We start from the raw sequence: 13,098 nt of genomic DNA, 5'->3' as shown, positions 1-13,098 counted from the left end.
ACACGCTGAAGCGGATAGGCCGGTATCCATCGACATCAGAGTCTGAGACGAAAACCTCGTCCTTCGACAAGCTCAGGATGAGGTTTTTCTGCCGCTCGGGCCTGTAAATCGCTCAGGCCTGTAAATGGTCCTCATCCTGAGCTTGTCGAAGGACGAGGGCCACGCACTGAGCGTCAACGTCAAATCGGACAATGATTGGAAAAGGGGAGAGGTGGGAAGGGACGCGATACGGGGGGAGGTCGCGCGTCCCTTCCGCTCTCACACGGCGCCAACGGGGGAGAGAGCGCCATGTCTGCGCTCCGCCGGGGGGAGTGGCGGAGGCGGTCCTGGATCGCCGGGCCACCGGGGGGGAGTGGCGACCAAGCTCGCTAGGACGATCGAGGGTATAGGCCTGACTATGGCGAAGGTGCTTTGTTTGTTGATATGAAATTCCGAACTATCTTCGGTCAAAAGGGGAAATGGCGATGTCTGCTCTGGACGACACCGATCGCCGGCTTTTGCGGGTTCTGCAGGCCGACGGCCGCATCACCAACGCCGAGCTGGCCAAGCGCTGCAACCTGTCGCCGGCCGCCACCTTCGACCGGGTGCGGCGGCTGCGCGAGCGGGGCTTCATCACCGGCTACGCGGCGCTGCTCGACCCGGCCAAGGTCGACCGCGCCCTGCTGATCTTCGTCGAGGTGGTGCTGGACCGCACGACCGGCGACGTGTTCGACGACTTCGCCCTGGCGGTACGCCGCGCGCCCGAGATCCTGGAATGCCACATGGTGGCCGGCGGCTTCGACTACCTGATCAAGGCCCGGGTGCGGGACATGGAGGCCTATCGCGGCTTCCTGGGCGACATCCTCGTCAAGATGCCGGGCGTGCGCGAGACGCGGACCTACGCGGTGCTGGAAGAGGTCAAGAGCACGGTGCAGCTGCCGCTGTGAGACAACACTGCGATTCCGCTCATCCCGGCGAATGCCGGGACCCAGATGGAATGGCTTTGGAGTGGGTTCCTCAAGCTCAGAGCACATCCAACCCGACGCACCGCTAAGGGATCTGGGTCCCGGCATTCGCCGGGATGAGCGGGTTCAAATTAGTCCGCGCCCTTCTCGCGCTTCCGCCACCCGGCCGCCTTGGCCTTGTTGCCGCACGCGCTCATCGAGCACCAGCGGCGGTCGCCCTTGCGCGAGGTGTCGACGAACAGCACCGCGCAGGGCGGGCCTTCGCACTGGCGGATGCGGTCGGAAAAGTCGCCGCCCAGCAGCGACACGCCCTCGCGGGCCAGTTCGGCCAGCAGGCCGCGGACGTCGCCGGACAGGCGGGCGCGGCCGTCGGCGTCCAGCTGCGGCGGGGCGGCGGGCAGGGCGGCGTAGCCGTTGAGCAGGTCGCGGTCGGCCTCGGGCAGGGCGGCGCCCTGGGCGCGCGACAGGGCCAGGCGATAGAGCGCCTCGCGCAGCGACCGGGCCTGGACGAGGTTGCCCTCGGTGGAGCCCGGCGGGACCCGGGCCAGTTCGGCCGCCACCAGCCAGCGGTCGAGGTCGGCGGGCGTGGCCAGCAGGTCGCGCGGCGCGGCGCCCAGCCGGCTGGTGACCGTGGCCGCCAGGTCCAGGGCCGGACTGCCGCCGCGAAACTTGAAGCCGTCGCGGATCTCCGCCTTCGCCGTCGCCATCGCACGCTCCAAACCGGATTGACAGGTTATGGTGTTTCGCGAAGGATCGGCAAGCTAACCTGATAAACAGGTTATGATCTGGAGGCGACATGAACCTGATCCACGGGCGACGTCTGGGCGCGGGCCTGGCGCTGGCGACCATGCTGCTGGCCACCGCCGCGACGGCGGCCGAGCCCTCGCTGGCGGGAACCTGGACCCTGACGGCGGCCGACCGCCTGGCGCCGGACGGCTCGCGCGGCCGCGACTACGGCCAGCATCCGAAGGGACGGCTGATCATCGACGCCCAGGGGCGGTACAGCCTGCAGATCTTCAACGGCGAGCGCCTGCGCGTCGCCTCGGGCGACAAGGCGACGGCCACGCCGGAGGAGTTCGCCAGCGCGGCGATGGGGTCTTCCACCCACTACGGGACCGTGGCCGTCGATACGGCCGCCCACGTGCTGGTCTTCCGGATCGAGGGGGCGTCGTTCCCCAACTGGGAGGGGACCGAGCAGCGGCGCAAATACGTCCTGACCGCCGACAGCCTCAGCTACCAGGCGCCGACGCCGCGCCCCGACGGCTCGATCCCCATCTCGGAGTGGCGGCGCGAGCGGTGAGAGGCGGCGCTCTAATGCCGACGCCAACGCCTATGGATTCTCGCCCCCAATAACTGTCATCCCGGACAAGCGAAGCGCAGATCCGGGATCGCCGGAAGCGCCGGCGTTCACGCGCCGGTCCCGGATCTTCGCGCTGCGCGCTCGTCCGGGATGACAGTTATTTGCGCATATGCGACAGCCCAGCCTCCGGACAAGTCGGTGATGACGAGCTTGGAGGGCGCCCAGGCAAGGTTGGAAGGGGCGCGCGGGATCTGGGGGGAGCGCGCCCCTTCCGGCTTGACGGCGTCGGGGGGCGACGCCGCTAGCACTCCCCCGCTGGGGTCGGGGGATCTATGTGGCTCAGCGGCTTGGGGGAGCCCCGCCGCCGAGCGACTTGTACAGCGTGGCCAGGTTGGTGGCCCGGGCCAGGCGGGCCCCGATCAGGCCCTGCTGGGCGGTGTAGAGCGTCCGCTGGGCGTCCAGCAGGGTCAGGGAGCTGTCGATCCCCGCGCCGTACCGGGCCCGCGACAGGCGGACCGAGTCGTTGGCGGCGGCGACCAGGCGCTCCTGCGAGCCCACCCGGTCCTGAATCGTCGACTGCACGGCCAGGCCGTCGGAGACCTCGCGGAACGCGGTCTGCACCGCCTTCTCGTAACTGGCCACGGCGATGTCGCGGCTGGCCTTGGCGCTGTCGAGATTGGCGACATTGGCCCCGCCGGCGAAGATCGGCAGGCTGATGCGCGGGGCGAAGCTCCAGGTCCCGTTGCCGCTGTCGAACAGGCTGCTCAGCGCGTTGCTGGCGACGCCGGTCGAGGCGGTCAGGCTGATGCTCGGGAAGAAGGCCGCCCGGGCCGCGCCGATATTGGCGTTGGCGCCGGCCAGGTCATGCTCGGCGGCCAGCACGTCGGGCCGGCGGGTCAGCACGTCGGACGGGATTCCGGCGGGCAGGTCCGGCAGGATCTGGGCGGTGACCAGGCCGCCGGCCGGCAGCAGGTCGGCCGGCACGTCGGCGCCGACCACCAGCCGCAGGGCGTTCCTGTCCTGCTCGACCTGGGCGACATAGGTCGCCACGTCCGAGCGGGCGGTTTCGGTCAGGGTCTCGGCCTGGCGCAGGTCCAGCTGGTTGGCCGCGCCGGCGTCGAACCGGCTCCGGGTCAGCTTCAGCGACTCTTCCCGCGTGCGCAGGGTCTCCTGGGCCAGGGCCAGCAGGTCCTGGTCGGCGGCCAGGGCCAGCCAGCTGTTGGCCGTCTGGGCGATCAGGCTGATCTGCACCGAGCGGCTGGTCTCGCGGGTGGCCAGGTAGCTCTGCAGGGCCGCGTCCTTGAGGCTGCGGACCCGGCCGAACAGGTCCAGCTCCCAGGCGGTGACGCCGACCCCGGCCGTGTAGGTCGTGGTGGTGCGATCGCCCCCCTGGAGAGCGGACTGGGCTTCGGTGCTCTGGCTCCGCGTCCCGGTCGCCGTGGCGTCGACGCCCGGCAGCAGGGCCGCGCGCTGGATCCGATACTGGGCGCGGGCCTTCTCGATGTTGAGCACGGCCACCCGCAGGTCGCGGTTGTTGCTCAGCGCCAGGTCGATCACCCCTTGCAGGCGCGGATCGATGAACACGTCGCGCCAGGCCAGGTCGGCGGCGGTGGTCGCCGAGCCGTTGGCCCCCCCCGTGTTGGCTTGGGCGATCGGCCAGGCGTTGTCGACCGCCAGGGCCGGGCGCACGGTCTTGGGCGCCAGGGTGCAGGCGCTCAGGGCCGTGGCGGCCAGCAGGGTCAGGGTCAGGTTGCGAACAAGCATCTTTAGTGGCTCTCGGCCGGAGTCGTGACGGCCTCGTCGTGGCGACGCGGCTTGGGTTTGAAGATCCGCTCGACGATCACGAAGAACAGCGGGACGAAGAAGATCGCCAGCAGGGTGGCCGAGATCATGCCGCCGATCACGCCGGTGCCGATCGCGTGCTGGCTTCCGGATCCGGCCCCGTTGGAGATCGCCAGCGGCAGCACGCCGAAGACGAAGGCCAGCGAGGTCATGATGATCGGGCGCAGACGGATGCGGACCGCCTCCACCGTGGCCTCGATCAGGTCCATGCCCTTCTCGTGAAGGTCCTTGGCGAACTCGACGATCAGGATGGCGTTCTTGGACGCCAGGCCCATGGTCGTCAGCAGGCCCACCTGGAAGTAGATGTCGTTGCTGAGGCCGCGCAGGGTGGTGGCCAGCAGGGCGCCGACGATGCCCAGCGGAATGACCATGATCACCGACAGCGGGATCGACCAGCTCTCGTAGAGCGCCGCCAGCAGCAGGAACACCACCAGGATCGAGATGCCGTACAGGGCCGGGGCCTGGTTGCCGGACTCGCGTTCCTGGGCCGACAGGCCGGTCCATTCGAAGCTGATGCCTGGCGGCAGCTGGGCGGCGATCTTCTCCATGGCGGCCATGGCCTGGCCCGAGCTCTTGCCCGGGGCGGGCGCGCCCTGGATGTTGACCGACGACAGGCCGTTATAGCGCTCGAGACGCGGCGAACCGTAGATCCAGTGGCTGGTGGCGAAGGACGAGAACGGCGCCATCGTGCCGGTGCTGGTGCGGACGTACCAGTTGTCCAGGTCTTCCGGACGCATGCGGAAGGGGGCGTCGGCCTGGACATAGACCTTCTTGATCCGGCCGCGGTCGATGAAGTCGTTGACGTAGGAGCCGCCCCACGCGGCGCTGAGCGCGGCGTTGATGTCGGCCGTGGTCAGGCCCATCGCCCCGGCCTTGGCCTGGTCGATATCGATCTTCAGCTGCGGGGTGTCGTCCTGGCCGTTGGGCCGCACGCCGGCCAGGGTGGGATCCTGGGCGGCCATGCCCAGCACCTGGTTGCGCGCGGCGATCAGGGCGTCGTGGCCGACGCCGCCGATGTCCTGCAGCTGGAAGTCGAAGCCCGACGAGGTGCCCAGCTCCGGCACGGCCGGCGGCACGACCGCGAAGACCATGGCGTCGCGGATCTGCATGAACTTGCCCATGGCCCGGCCAGCGACGGCCGGAGCCTTGAGGTTGGCGGCCTTGCGCTCGTCGAAGTCCCGCAGGCGGATGAAGGCCAGGCCGGCGTTCTGGCCGGCGCCGGCGAAGCTGAAGCCGGCGACGGTGAACACCGCCTGCACCGACTCCTTCTCGTCGACCAGGAAGTGGTTGCGCACCTGGTCGAGCACGGCCTGGGTCCGCTCTTCCGGCGCGCCGGGCGGCAGCTGGACCAGGGTGAACATCGTGCCCTGGTCTTCCTCGGGCAGGAAGGCGCTGGGCAGGCGGATGAACAGGAAGCCCATCACCAGGATGATCACGCCATAGGCCAGCATCCAGCGGCCGCTCTTGCCCAGCAGGCCGCGGACCCCGCCCTGATAGCGGCGGCTGACGTCGTTGAAGTTGCGGTTGAACCAGTTGAAGAAGCGGTTGGCGAGGTTCACCACGAAGCCCAGGGGGCCCTCGTGGTCGGTCTTGAGGACATGCCCCTCGCCATGGGTCACCGGCTTGAGCAGGGTGGCGCACAGGGCCGGCGTCAGGATCAGGGCGACCAGCACCGACAGGGCCATGGCCGAGACGATGGTGATCGAGAACTGGCGGTAGATCACGCCCTGGGAGCCGCCGAAGAAGGCCATGGGCACGAACACCGCGGCCAGGACCAGCGCGATGCCGATCAGGGCGCCGGTGATCTCGTTCATCGACTTGCGGGTGGCCTCGACGGGACTGAGCCCTTCCTCGCTCATCACTCGCTCGACGTTCTCGACCACGACGATGGCGTCATCGACCAGCAGACCGATGGCCAGCACCAGGCCGAACATGGTCAGGGTGTTGATCGAGTAGCCGAAGGCGGCCAGCACGCCGAAGGTGCCCAGCAGGACGACCGGCACGGCGATGGTCGGGATCAGGGTCGCGCGCCAGTTCTGCAGGAACAGGAACATGACGATGAAGACCAGCACGATGGCTTCGATCAGGGTCTTGATCACCTCCTCGATCGACAGCTTCACGAACGGCGTCGAGTCGTAGGGGACCACGTAGCGGTAGCTGGCCGGGAAGGTCCTGGACAGCTGCTCGACCCGCGCCTTGACGGCGTCGGCGGTGTTCAGCGCGTTGGCGCCGGGGGCCAGGCGGATGGCCAGGCCGGCGGCGGGCTTGCCGTTGTACTTGGCGCCGAAGCCGTAGCTTTCCGCGCCCAGCTCGACCCGGGCCACGTCGCGCAGGTGCACGATGGCGCCGCCGGGGCTGTTCTTGACGATGATCTCCTGGAACTCGGCCGGGGTGGAGAGGCGCGACTGGGCCGTGATCGTGGCGTTCAGGGCGGTGCCCGGCAGGTTGGGCACGCCGCCCAGCTGGCCGGCCGAGACCTGGGCGTTCTGGGCCCGGATGGCGGCGATCACGTCGGCGGGCGTCAGGCTGTAGCTGGTCAGTTTGTTGGGATCCAGCCAGATGCGCATGGCGTACTGCGCGCCGAACAGCTGGACCTCGCCCACGCCGTCGACGCGGCTCAGCGGATCCTGCAGGTTGCTGGCGATGTAGTCGGCCAGGTCGGTGTTGGTGGTCTTCGGATCCTCGGAATACATGCCGACGATCAGCAGGAAGTTGCGGGCCGACTTGGCCACGGTCAGGCCCTGCTGCTGCACTTCCTGCGGCAGGAGCGCGGTGGCCGTCTGCAGCTTGTTCTGCACCTGCACCTGGGCGATGTCGATGTTGGTGCCGGCCTTGAAGGTCAGGGTGGTGGTGGCCGAGCCCGAGCTGTCGCTGGTCGACGACATGTAGTCCAGGCCGTCGAGGCCCTTCATCTTCTGTTCGATGACCTGGGTGACGCTGTCCTCGACGGTCTTGGCCGAGGCGCCGGGATAGATGGCGTTGACCGACACCTGGGGCAGGGCGATGTCGGGATACTGGGCGATCGGCAGGCCGCGGATGGCCAGGGCCCCCGCCAGCATGATGACGATCGCGACGACCCAAGCGAAGATCGGCCGGTCGATGAAGAAACGGGAAAGCATGGGGGGCCGGCCTTACTGAGCAGCGGGGGCGGAGGCGGTGATGACGGCCGGCTTCACCGGGGCGCCGGGACGGACCTTCTGCAGGCCCTCGACGATGACCTGCTCGCCGGGCTTCAGGCCCGAGGCCACCAGCCACTTGTCGCCCACCGTCTGGGTGGCGACGATCTGGCGGGGTTCGGCCGCGCCCTTGGCGCCGACCACCATCACGGTGGCGTTGCCCTTGGGGTCGCGGCTGACGGCCGCCTGCGGGATCAGCATGCCGTCGCTGGCCACGCCCTTGCCGAGCACGGCGCGGACGTACATGCCGGGCAGCAGCACGCCGTTGGGGTTGTCGAAGGTGGCGCGCAGGCCGACCGAGCCGGTGGTCGGGTCGACGGTGACGTCCGAGAACTCCAGGCGGCCGGGGATCGGGTAGGTCGAACCATCCTCGAGCTTCAGCGTCACCTGGGCCGAGCCGCTGCGGCCCAGCTGGCCGCTGTTCAGCGCCGCCTGCAGCTTCAGCATCTCGGCCGAGGACTGGGTCAGGTCGACATAGATCCTGGATAGGTCCTGCACCGTGGCCAGGGCGGTGGCCTGGCTGGCGGTGACCAGGGCGCCGGGGGTGACCGAGCTCTTGCCGATGCGGCCCGAGATCGGCGAGACGACCTTGGTCCAGCCCAGGTTGATGCGGGCGTTGTCCACGGCGGCCTTCTGGGCGGCGACGTTGGCGATGGCCTGCAGGCTGGCGGCCTGGGCGTCGTCGTTGTCCTGCTTGGAGACGGCGTTGATGGCGACCAGCTCCTTGTAGCGGTCGGCCTTCAGCTTGGCGGCCGTGGCGGTCGCCTGGGCCTGGGCCAGGCCGGCGGCGGCGCTGTTGTAGGCGGCCTGGAAGGTGGCCGGGTCGATCTGGTAGAGCGGCTGGCCGGCGCGGACATAGCCGCCTTCCTGGAACAGGCGGGCCTTGATGATGCCGCCGACCTGCGGGCGCACTTCCGAGACCAGATAGGCCGAGGTGCGGCCGGTCAGTTCGCTGGTCAGGGTGACCGGCTCGGTCTTGGCGACGACGACGCCGACCGGCGTCGGGCCGCCGGGGCCCATGCCGCCGGGGCCGCCCTTGCCTTGGCCGCAGGCCGCCAGGGTTAAGGCGATGGCCGTCAGGGAAGCCGCCGAAAGGACGGCGCGAGAACGGTCGAAAGACATGCAGAAACCCCAGGAGCGACAGGGCGTCGCAGGCTTTCAGCCTTGACGACGCCCCGTTGGTGACCAACATGAGAATGAACGTTCATTCTCAACGGGGCTGGACATAGGTCCGAGGTTGTCGCAAGTCAACCTCGGGGGTTCCGTCCAGCTTGACGTGACGGAAATTTAATTGGGAAGCGATGCTTTCGATGAACGACGACGCCAACACCACGCTGCGGCCGACGCCCGAGGCGCGGCGGCAGCAGATCCTGGACGCCGCATGCGACTGCGTGCGCCAGGCGGGGTTCCATGGCGCCAGCATGGCCGAGATCGCCAAGGCCGCCGGCCTGAGCGTGGGCCAGATCTACCGCTACTTCGAGAACAAGGAGGCGATCATCGCCGCCATCGTCGCCCAGGACCTGGCCGAGATGCGCGAGAAGTTCGCCGAGATGGAAAGCCGGCCGGGCGACCTGGTCGACGCCCTGGTCGAGCACCTGCCCGAGGCCGTCGGCAAGTGCTTCGACCTGGGCCGCGCGGCCCTGACCCTGGAGGTCCTGGCCGAAGCCAGCCGCAATCCGAAGGTCGCCGCGATCCTGCGGGCCGCCGACGAGCAGGAGCGGGTCTACGCCCAGGCCATGCTGGATCGCGGCCGCAGGCCCGAATGGACCGACGCCGAGTTCCAGGCGCGCTGCGAGGTCGTGGGCCTGCTGTTCGACGGCATGATCATCCGCGCGGTCAATCACCCCGACACCGACCGCGAGTCCCTGACCCGCGTCCTGCGCGAGACGGTCCGGCAACTGCTGGGCTAGGGCCACGAGACCGCTCAAGAACCGTCTCCCACAGGGGGCGTCGACATAGCGGTGGACAGGATCGTCAGCCTTTCCGTAACGTCAAGTTGTGACGAGAAAAAAGCGGCCCCATGTCGGGACTTCGCGCCGTCGTGCGTCCTTCGTGGGATCGCGCGCCTCGGATTCGACCGGGAACGGCGCGCGGGCCCCTTCGGGCCGCCAGACAAAAGGGAAGACGCCATGACCTATTCGACTGTCCGTCCGCGCGCGCGCCGGGTTTCCTGGCTGACCGCCGGCGCCGCCGCCCTGGCCCTGGCCGCCTGTTCACCGGCCGACAAGAAGGCCGAAGCGCCCGCGGCCTTGTCAGCCCCGGCTCCGGCCGCCGCGTCCGCGGCGATGGCGGACAAGTTCGTCATGCCCAAGGTCCCGGCCGGCGACTACAAGCTGGACCCGACCCACGCCAGCCTGGACTTCAAGGTCAACCACCTGGGTTTTTCGAACTACACCGCGCGGTTCAGCGACTTCGACGCCAAGCTGAAGTTCGACCCGGCCAACCCTTCGGCCTCCAGCGTCGAGGCGACGATCGATCCCAAGTCGCTGAGCCTGCCCAACCCGCCGCCAGGCTTCAAGGACGAGCTGACCGGCAAGGCCTGGCTGGACGCGGCCCAGTATCCGGCCATCACCTTCCGCTCGACCAAGGTCGAGGTCACCGGCGCCAACACCGCCAAGGTCACCGGCGACTTCACCCTGCACGGCGTGACCAAGCCGGTGGTGCTGGACGCCACCTTCAACGGCGGCTACGCCGGCCATCCGATGGATCCGCACGCCCGCATCGGCTTCTCGGCCCACGGCGTGTTCAAGCGTTCGGACTTCGGCGTCGCCTACGGCGTCCCGGCCCCGGGCACGACCATGGGCGTCAGCGACGCGGTCGACGTCCAGATCGAGGCCGAGTTCAGCGGGCCGCCGCTGGCGGACGCCAAGGCTCCGACGGCGGCTCCGGCGCAATAGTCGAACGCCCCCTCCGTCCGCTTCGCAGCCACCTCCCCCGTTGCACGGGGGAGGAGAAGGGACCGCATCCTCCTCACCCGCATCGCGGGGGAGGCGGCGCGCTGCGGATACGCAGCGTGACGGAGGGGGCGTCCTACGGGACCAGGTTCCAAGCCAGCGCCGGAACCGCCTTTGCCAGTTCCTCCGCGACGATCTCCGAACAGGCCGCCGCGCCCGCCGGGCCCAGGTGGGTGTAGTCGAACACCGGCGCGAACCGGCCCGTCTTCGGCAGGATCGCGGTCGGCGGCGTCGGCGGGTCCATCGGCACGGGCGCGGCGCCGGGGATCGGCGGCTCGTAGAACTTCACGCCCACCGTCGTGCCGCCGGCGATCGCCTTGGCCAGTTCGGGCGAGGGCGGGGTCTCGGCCGAGGCGGCGGCCTTCAGCGGGCCCAGGGCCTGGGCGGCCTGGGCGCTGCGGGCGTTGAGGTCGACCAGCGGCGTCCCGGTCTCGGCGGCCACGGCCCGGACCGCCTGGGCCCACGGGGCCAGGTCGTCGACCAGCCGGCCGTCCTTGAACTGCCGGCGCGCCAGGGGCGTGACCAGCACCGGCCGGGCGCCGGCCGCGCGGGCTTCGGCGACATAGCGCTTCAGGTTTTCGGGAAAGCTGGTCTTCAGGCCGGTCAGCCGCTCGGCGCGCCCGTAGGCGTCGTTGTGGCCGAACTGGATCAGCACATAGGTCTCGGCGAAGAGCCCGCCCTTCATCTCGCCCAGGGCCAGGGTCCAGGAGCCTTCGGCCCGATAGGTCCTGGTGCTGCGCCCGCCGCGCCCCAGGTTCACGCAGGCGACGTTCGAGGTCACCCGCGTCGCGCAGAACGCCCCGCCCCAGCCGCTGTTCACCGCCGTGGTCGAGTCGCCGACCAGCAGGATCCTGGTCGCCTTGAACGGCGCGGGATCGGCGGGGGGCTGGGCGAGGGCGGGGGAGGCCAGGAGCGCGGCGGCGAGGAGGAGAGGGGTGCGCATGCGTCTGTGATCCTGCCAGCTCATTTTCGTTGTCATCCCGGAAGCCTCGCAGGGGCTGTCCGGGACCCAGGGACTGGGCTGATGCGGTGCGATTCCCCTGGGTCCCGGACAGCCCCTGCGAGGCTTCCGGGATGACAACCGTTGGGGGGCGCATGACGATACCTAACCCAGCGCCCGGTACTTGAACCCCTTGAACCGCGCCGAGCCCTTGCCCGCCGCGTACAACCCCGGCTTCAGCATCAGGAAGCCGCCGCGCACATTGTGGTGGTAGCCCGAGACCTCCATGCCGCGGTCGAACCGCTTCCAGGTCGCGCCGCCCCCCTTCTCAAGATTGGCGCCGCTGGTGTGGAAGCTGACGATGTGGCGGTCGTTGCGCAGCCGCATCAGCATCTTCGCGCCGTGCGGATTGGCCGGGCGGCCGCGCTCGATGCCGTACTGGTGGGTGACGAAGGCCTTGGTGTCGAAGCCTAGGCCGCAATAGAGCTGGCGGTCGTAGAACAGGATCAGGCCGGCGCGGGTGTCCGGATCGACCTCGATCTCGCACTCGATCTCGTAGGCCTGGTCGCCGTTGACGAAGATCAGGGGCGCGCCGCTGGACGGGGCCTCGCCCGCGCCCTTCAGGGTCAGGACGCCGCCCTCGCGCTTGATCCGGTCGCGCTCGCCCGGCTTGGGATCGAAGAAGCTCCACTGCACGCCGTACTTGTCGGTCGAGAAGTCGTCCGACAGCGCCATGCCGTGCGGAACCGGCCGGCCGCCTTTAGGCTTGGCGATCGGCTTCGACAGGTCGCCGCCGCCGACCTCGAACCAGCCGTCCCTGGTCCAGGTCACCGGCGCCAGCAGGGTCTGGCGGCCCAGGGTGTAGTAGCCGTTCTCGTAGCCGTGATAGACGGTCCACCAGTCGCCGGCGGGCCCCTCGACCAGGGTGGCGTGGCCGCGCGACCACCACTTCTCGCTGTTGTTCGTCGTGCGCACGACCGGGTTCCTGGGATCGTCCTCCCACGGGCCGGCCAGGGACTTGGACCGGGCGACGATGACCATGTGGCCGGTCGGCGGACCGGCCGTGCCGCCCACGGCGGTGACCAGGTAGTAGTAGTCGCCGCGCTTCATCACCTTGGGGCCCTCGGGCGAGAAACCCTCGACCTCCCAGTCGTCCGGATAGCGCCAGGGATCGTAGACGTGCTCGGGCTGGCCGACCGTCGACAGGCCGTCGGGCGCCAGCTGGATGCGGTCGCCGCCCGACAGGAACAGCCAGCGCACGCCCTTCTCGTCGACCACATGGCCGGGGTCGATGTAGCGGGGCAGCTTCAGGTCGATCGGCTCGCTCCACGGGCCCTCGATCCGGTCGGCCCAGATGACGTAGCTGGTGTTGTTGTTCGGATACTTGGCCGGGATGTAGATGTAGTAGCGGCCCTTGTGCTTGCAGATCTCCGGCGCCCAGACCGAGCCGATGTTGGTCTTCAGCGAGGCCACGACCGGCGTCCAGTTCACCAGGTCCTTCGAACGCCAGATCAGCAGGCCCGGATAGGCGTCGAACGACGAGTGGGTCATGTAGTAGTCGTCGCCGTCCTTGAGGATCGACGGGTCGGGATGGTCGCCGGCCAGGATGGGGTTGAGGAAGGTCCCGTTCCCCAGGTCGGCCTTGCGCTGGCCCTCGATCCCCCTGGCCCAGGTCGGGCCCTCGCCGGCGGCCGGCGCGCTGGGCAGGGTCCCCATCTGGGCGGCCTGCGAAGCGGCGGGAACGGCGGCCACGGCGGCTCCGGTCAGCAGCGAACCCAGCGCGCCGCGACGGCTGATGTCGACCATGAAAAAGTCCTCCCGACCTGCGTGTCGTACGCTTGTTGCGGGTCACTTAGCGGCAAGGCGACGGCGTTGTCCACCGGTGTCATTTGCCGTTCTTCGAGGCTGAATCGAGGTTTGAAAACGACGTCTGCCGCCGCGA

The 13,098-nt window shown here is 69.3% G+C and carries 10 protein-coding genes; 4 read left to right on the top strand and 6 right to left on the bottom strand.

Annotated features, from left to right (window positions below; genetic code table 11):
- Window positions 1-458 precede the first annotated feature (458 nt).
- Complete coding sequence (locus AC07NX_RS12330) at window positions 459-926, top strand: Lrp/AsnC ligand binding domain-containing protein (protein WP_132091128.1); 468 nt, start codon at window positions 459-461, stop codon at window positions 924-926.
- A 149-nt stretch (window positions 927-1,075) separates the two neighbouring features.
- On the opposite strand, the gene AC07NX_RS12325 is transcribed toward AC07NX_RS12330, so the two are convergent.
- Entirely contained in the window at window positions 1,076-1,651 is a 576-nt protein-coding gene (locus tag AC07NX_RS12325; protein WP_494642124.1) for a CGNR zinc finger domain-containing protein, read from the bottom strand.
- A gap of 89 nt (window positions 1,652-1,740) precedes the next feature.
- Here AC07NX_RS12325 and AC07NX_RS12320 point away from each other — a divergent pair, with 89 nt between their 5' ends.
- Window positions 1,741-2,244, top strand: coding sequence for a lipocalin-like domain-containing protein (locus AC07NX_RS12320; RefSeq protein ID WP_494642122.1), 504 nt, complete (start codon window positions 1,741-1,743; stop codon window positions 2,242-2,244).
- Window positions 2,245-2,583: 339 nt separating this feature from the next.
- On the opposite strand, the gene AC07NX_RS12315 is transcribed toward AC07NX_RS12320, so the two are convergent.
- The 3 genes from AC07NX_RS12315 to AC07NX_RS12305 are packed head-to-tail and all read right to left on the bottom strand — an operon-like array spanning window position 2,584 to window position 8,384.
- Window positions 2,584-4,008 carry an efflux transporter outer membrane subunit gene (locus tag AC07NX_RS12315; protein WP_494642120.1) on the bottom strand — a complete coding sequence of 475 codons (1,425 nt, stop codon included), beginning with the start codon at window positions 4,006-4,008 and terminating at the stop codon, window positions 2,584-2,586.
- A gap of 2 nt (window positions 4,009-4,010) precedes the next feature.
- The gene (locus AC07NX_RS12310; protein WP_494642119.1) at window positions 4,011-7,205 is read right to left on the bottom strand and encodes an efflux RND transporter permease subunit; all 3,195 of its coding nucleotides are present in this window, start codon (window positions 7,203-7,205) and stop codon (window positions 4,011-4,013) included.
- 12 nt (window positions 7,206-7,217) lie between these two features.
- Window positions 7,218-8,384, bottom strand: coding sequence for an efflux RND transporter periplasmic adaptor subunit (locus AC07NX_RS12305; protein WP_494642117.1), 1,167 nt, complete (start codon window positions 8,382-8,384; stop codon window positions 7,218-7,220).
- 188 nt (window positions 8,385-8,572) lie between these two features.
- Here AC07NX_RS12305 and AC07NX_RS12300 point away from each other — a divergent pair, with 188 nt between their 5' ends.
- Together AC07NX_RS12300 and AC07NX_RS12295 are read left to right on the top strand one after the other, a co-directional pair.
- On the top strand, window positions 8,573-9,172 hold the full coding sequence (locus tag AC07NX_RS12300) for a TetR/AcrR family transcriptional regulator (RefSeq protein WP_494642116.1): 600 nt from the start codon (window positions 8,573-8,575) through the stop codon (window positions 9,170-9,172).
- Window positions 9,173-9,391: 219 nt separating this feature from the next.
- The gene (locus AC07NX_RS12295; protein WP_494642114.1) at window positions 9,392-10,159 is read left to right on the top strand and encodes a YceI family protein; all 768 of its coding nucleotides are present in this window, start codon (window positions 9,392-9,394) and stop codon (window positions 10,157-10,159) included.
- 133 nt (window positions 10,160-10,292) lie between these two features.
- On the opposite strand, the gene AC07NX_RS12290 is transcribed toward AC07NX_RS12295, so the two are convergent.
- Both AC07NX_RS12290 and AC07NX_RS12285 read right to left on the bottom strand, forming a co-directional pair.
- Window positions 10,293-11,159 (bottom strand): rhamnogalacturonan acetylesterase, encoded by an 867-nt coding sequence (locus AC07NX_RS12290; RefSeq protein ID WP_494642112.1) that lies wholly within the window; start codon window positions 11,157-11,159, stop codon window positions 10,293-10,295.
- A gap of 162 nt (window positions 11,160-11,321) precedes the next feature.
- Window positions 11,322-12,962 (bottom strand): family 43 glycosylhydrolase, encoded by a 1,641-nt coding sequence (locus tag AC07NX_RS12285; protein ID WP_494642111.1) that lies wholly within the window; start codon window positions 12,960-12,962, stop codon window positions 11,322-11,324.
- Between the last annotated feature and the right edge of the window lie 136 nt (window positions 12,963-13,098).

Source organism: Caulobacter sp. GW821-FHT09A05 (genome assembly GCF_059418465.1).
Note: the sequence above shows the minus strand (reverse complement) of the source record. Positions and strands in the feature narration are given on the sequence as shown.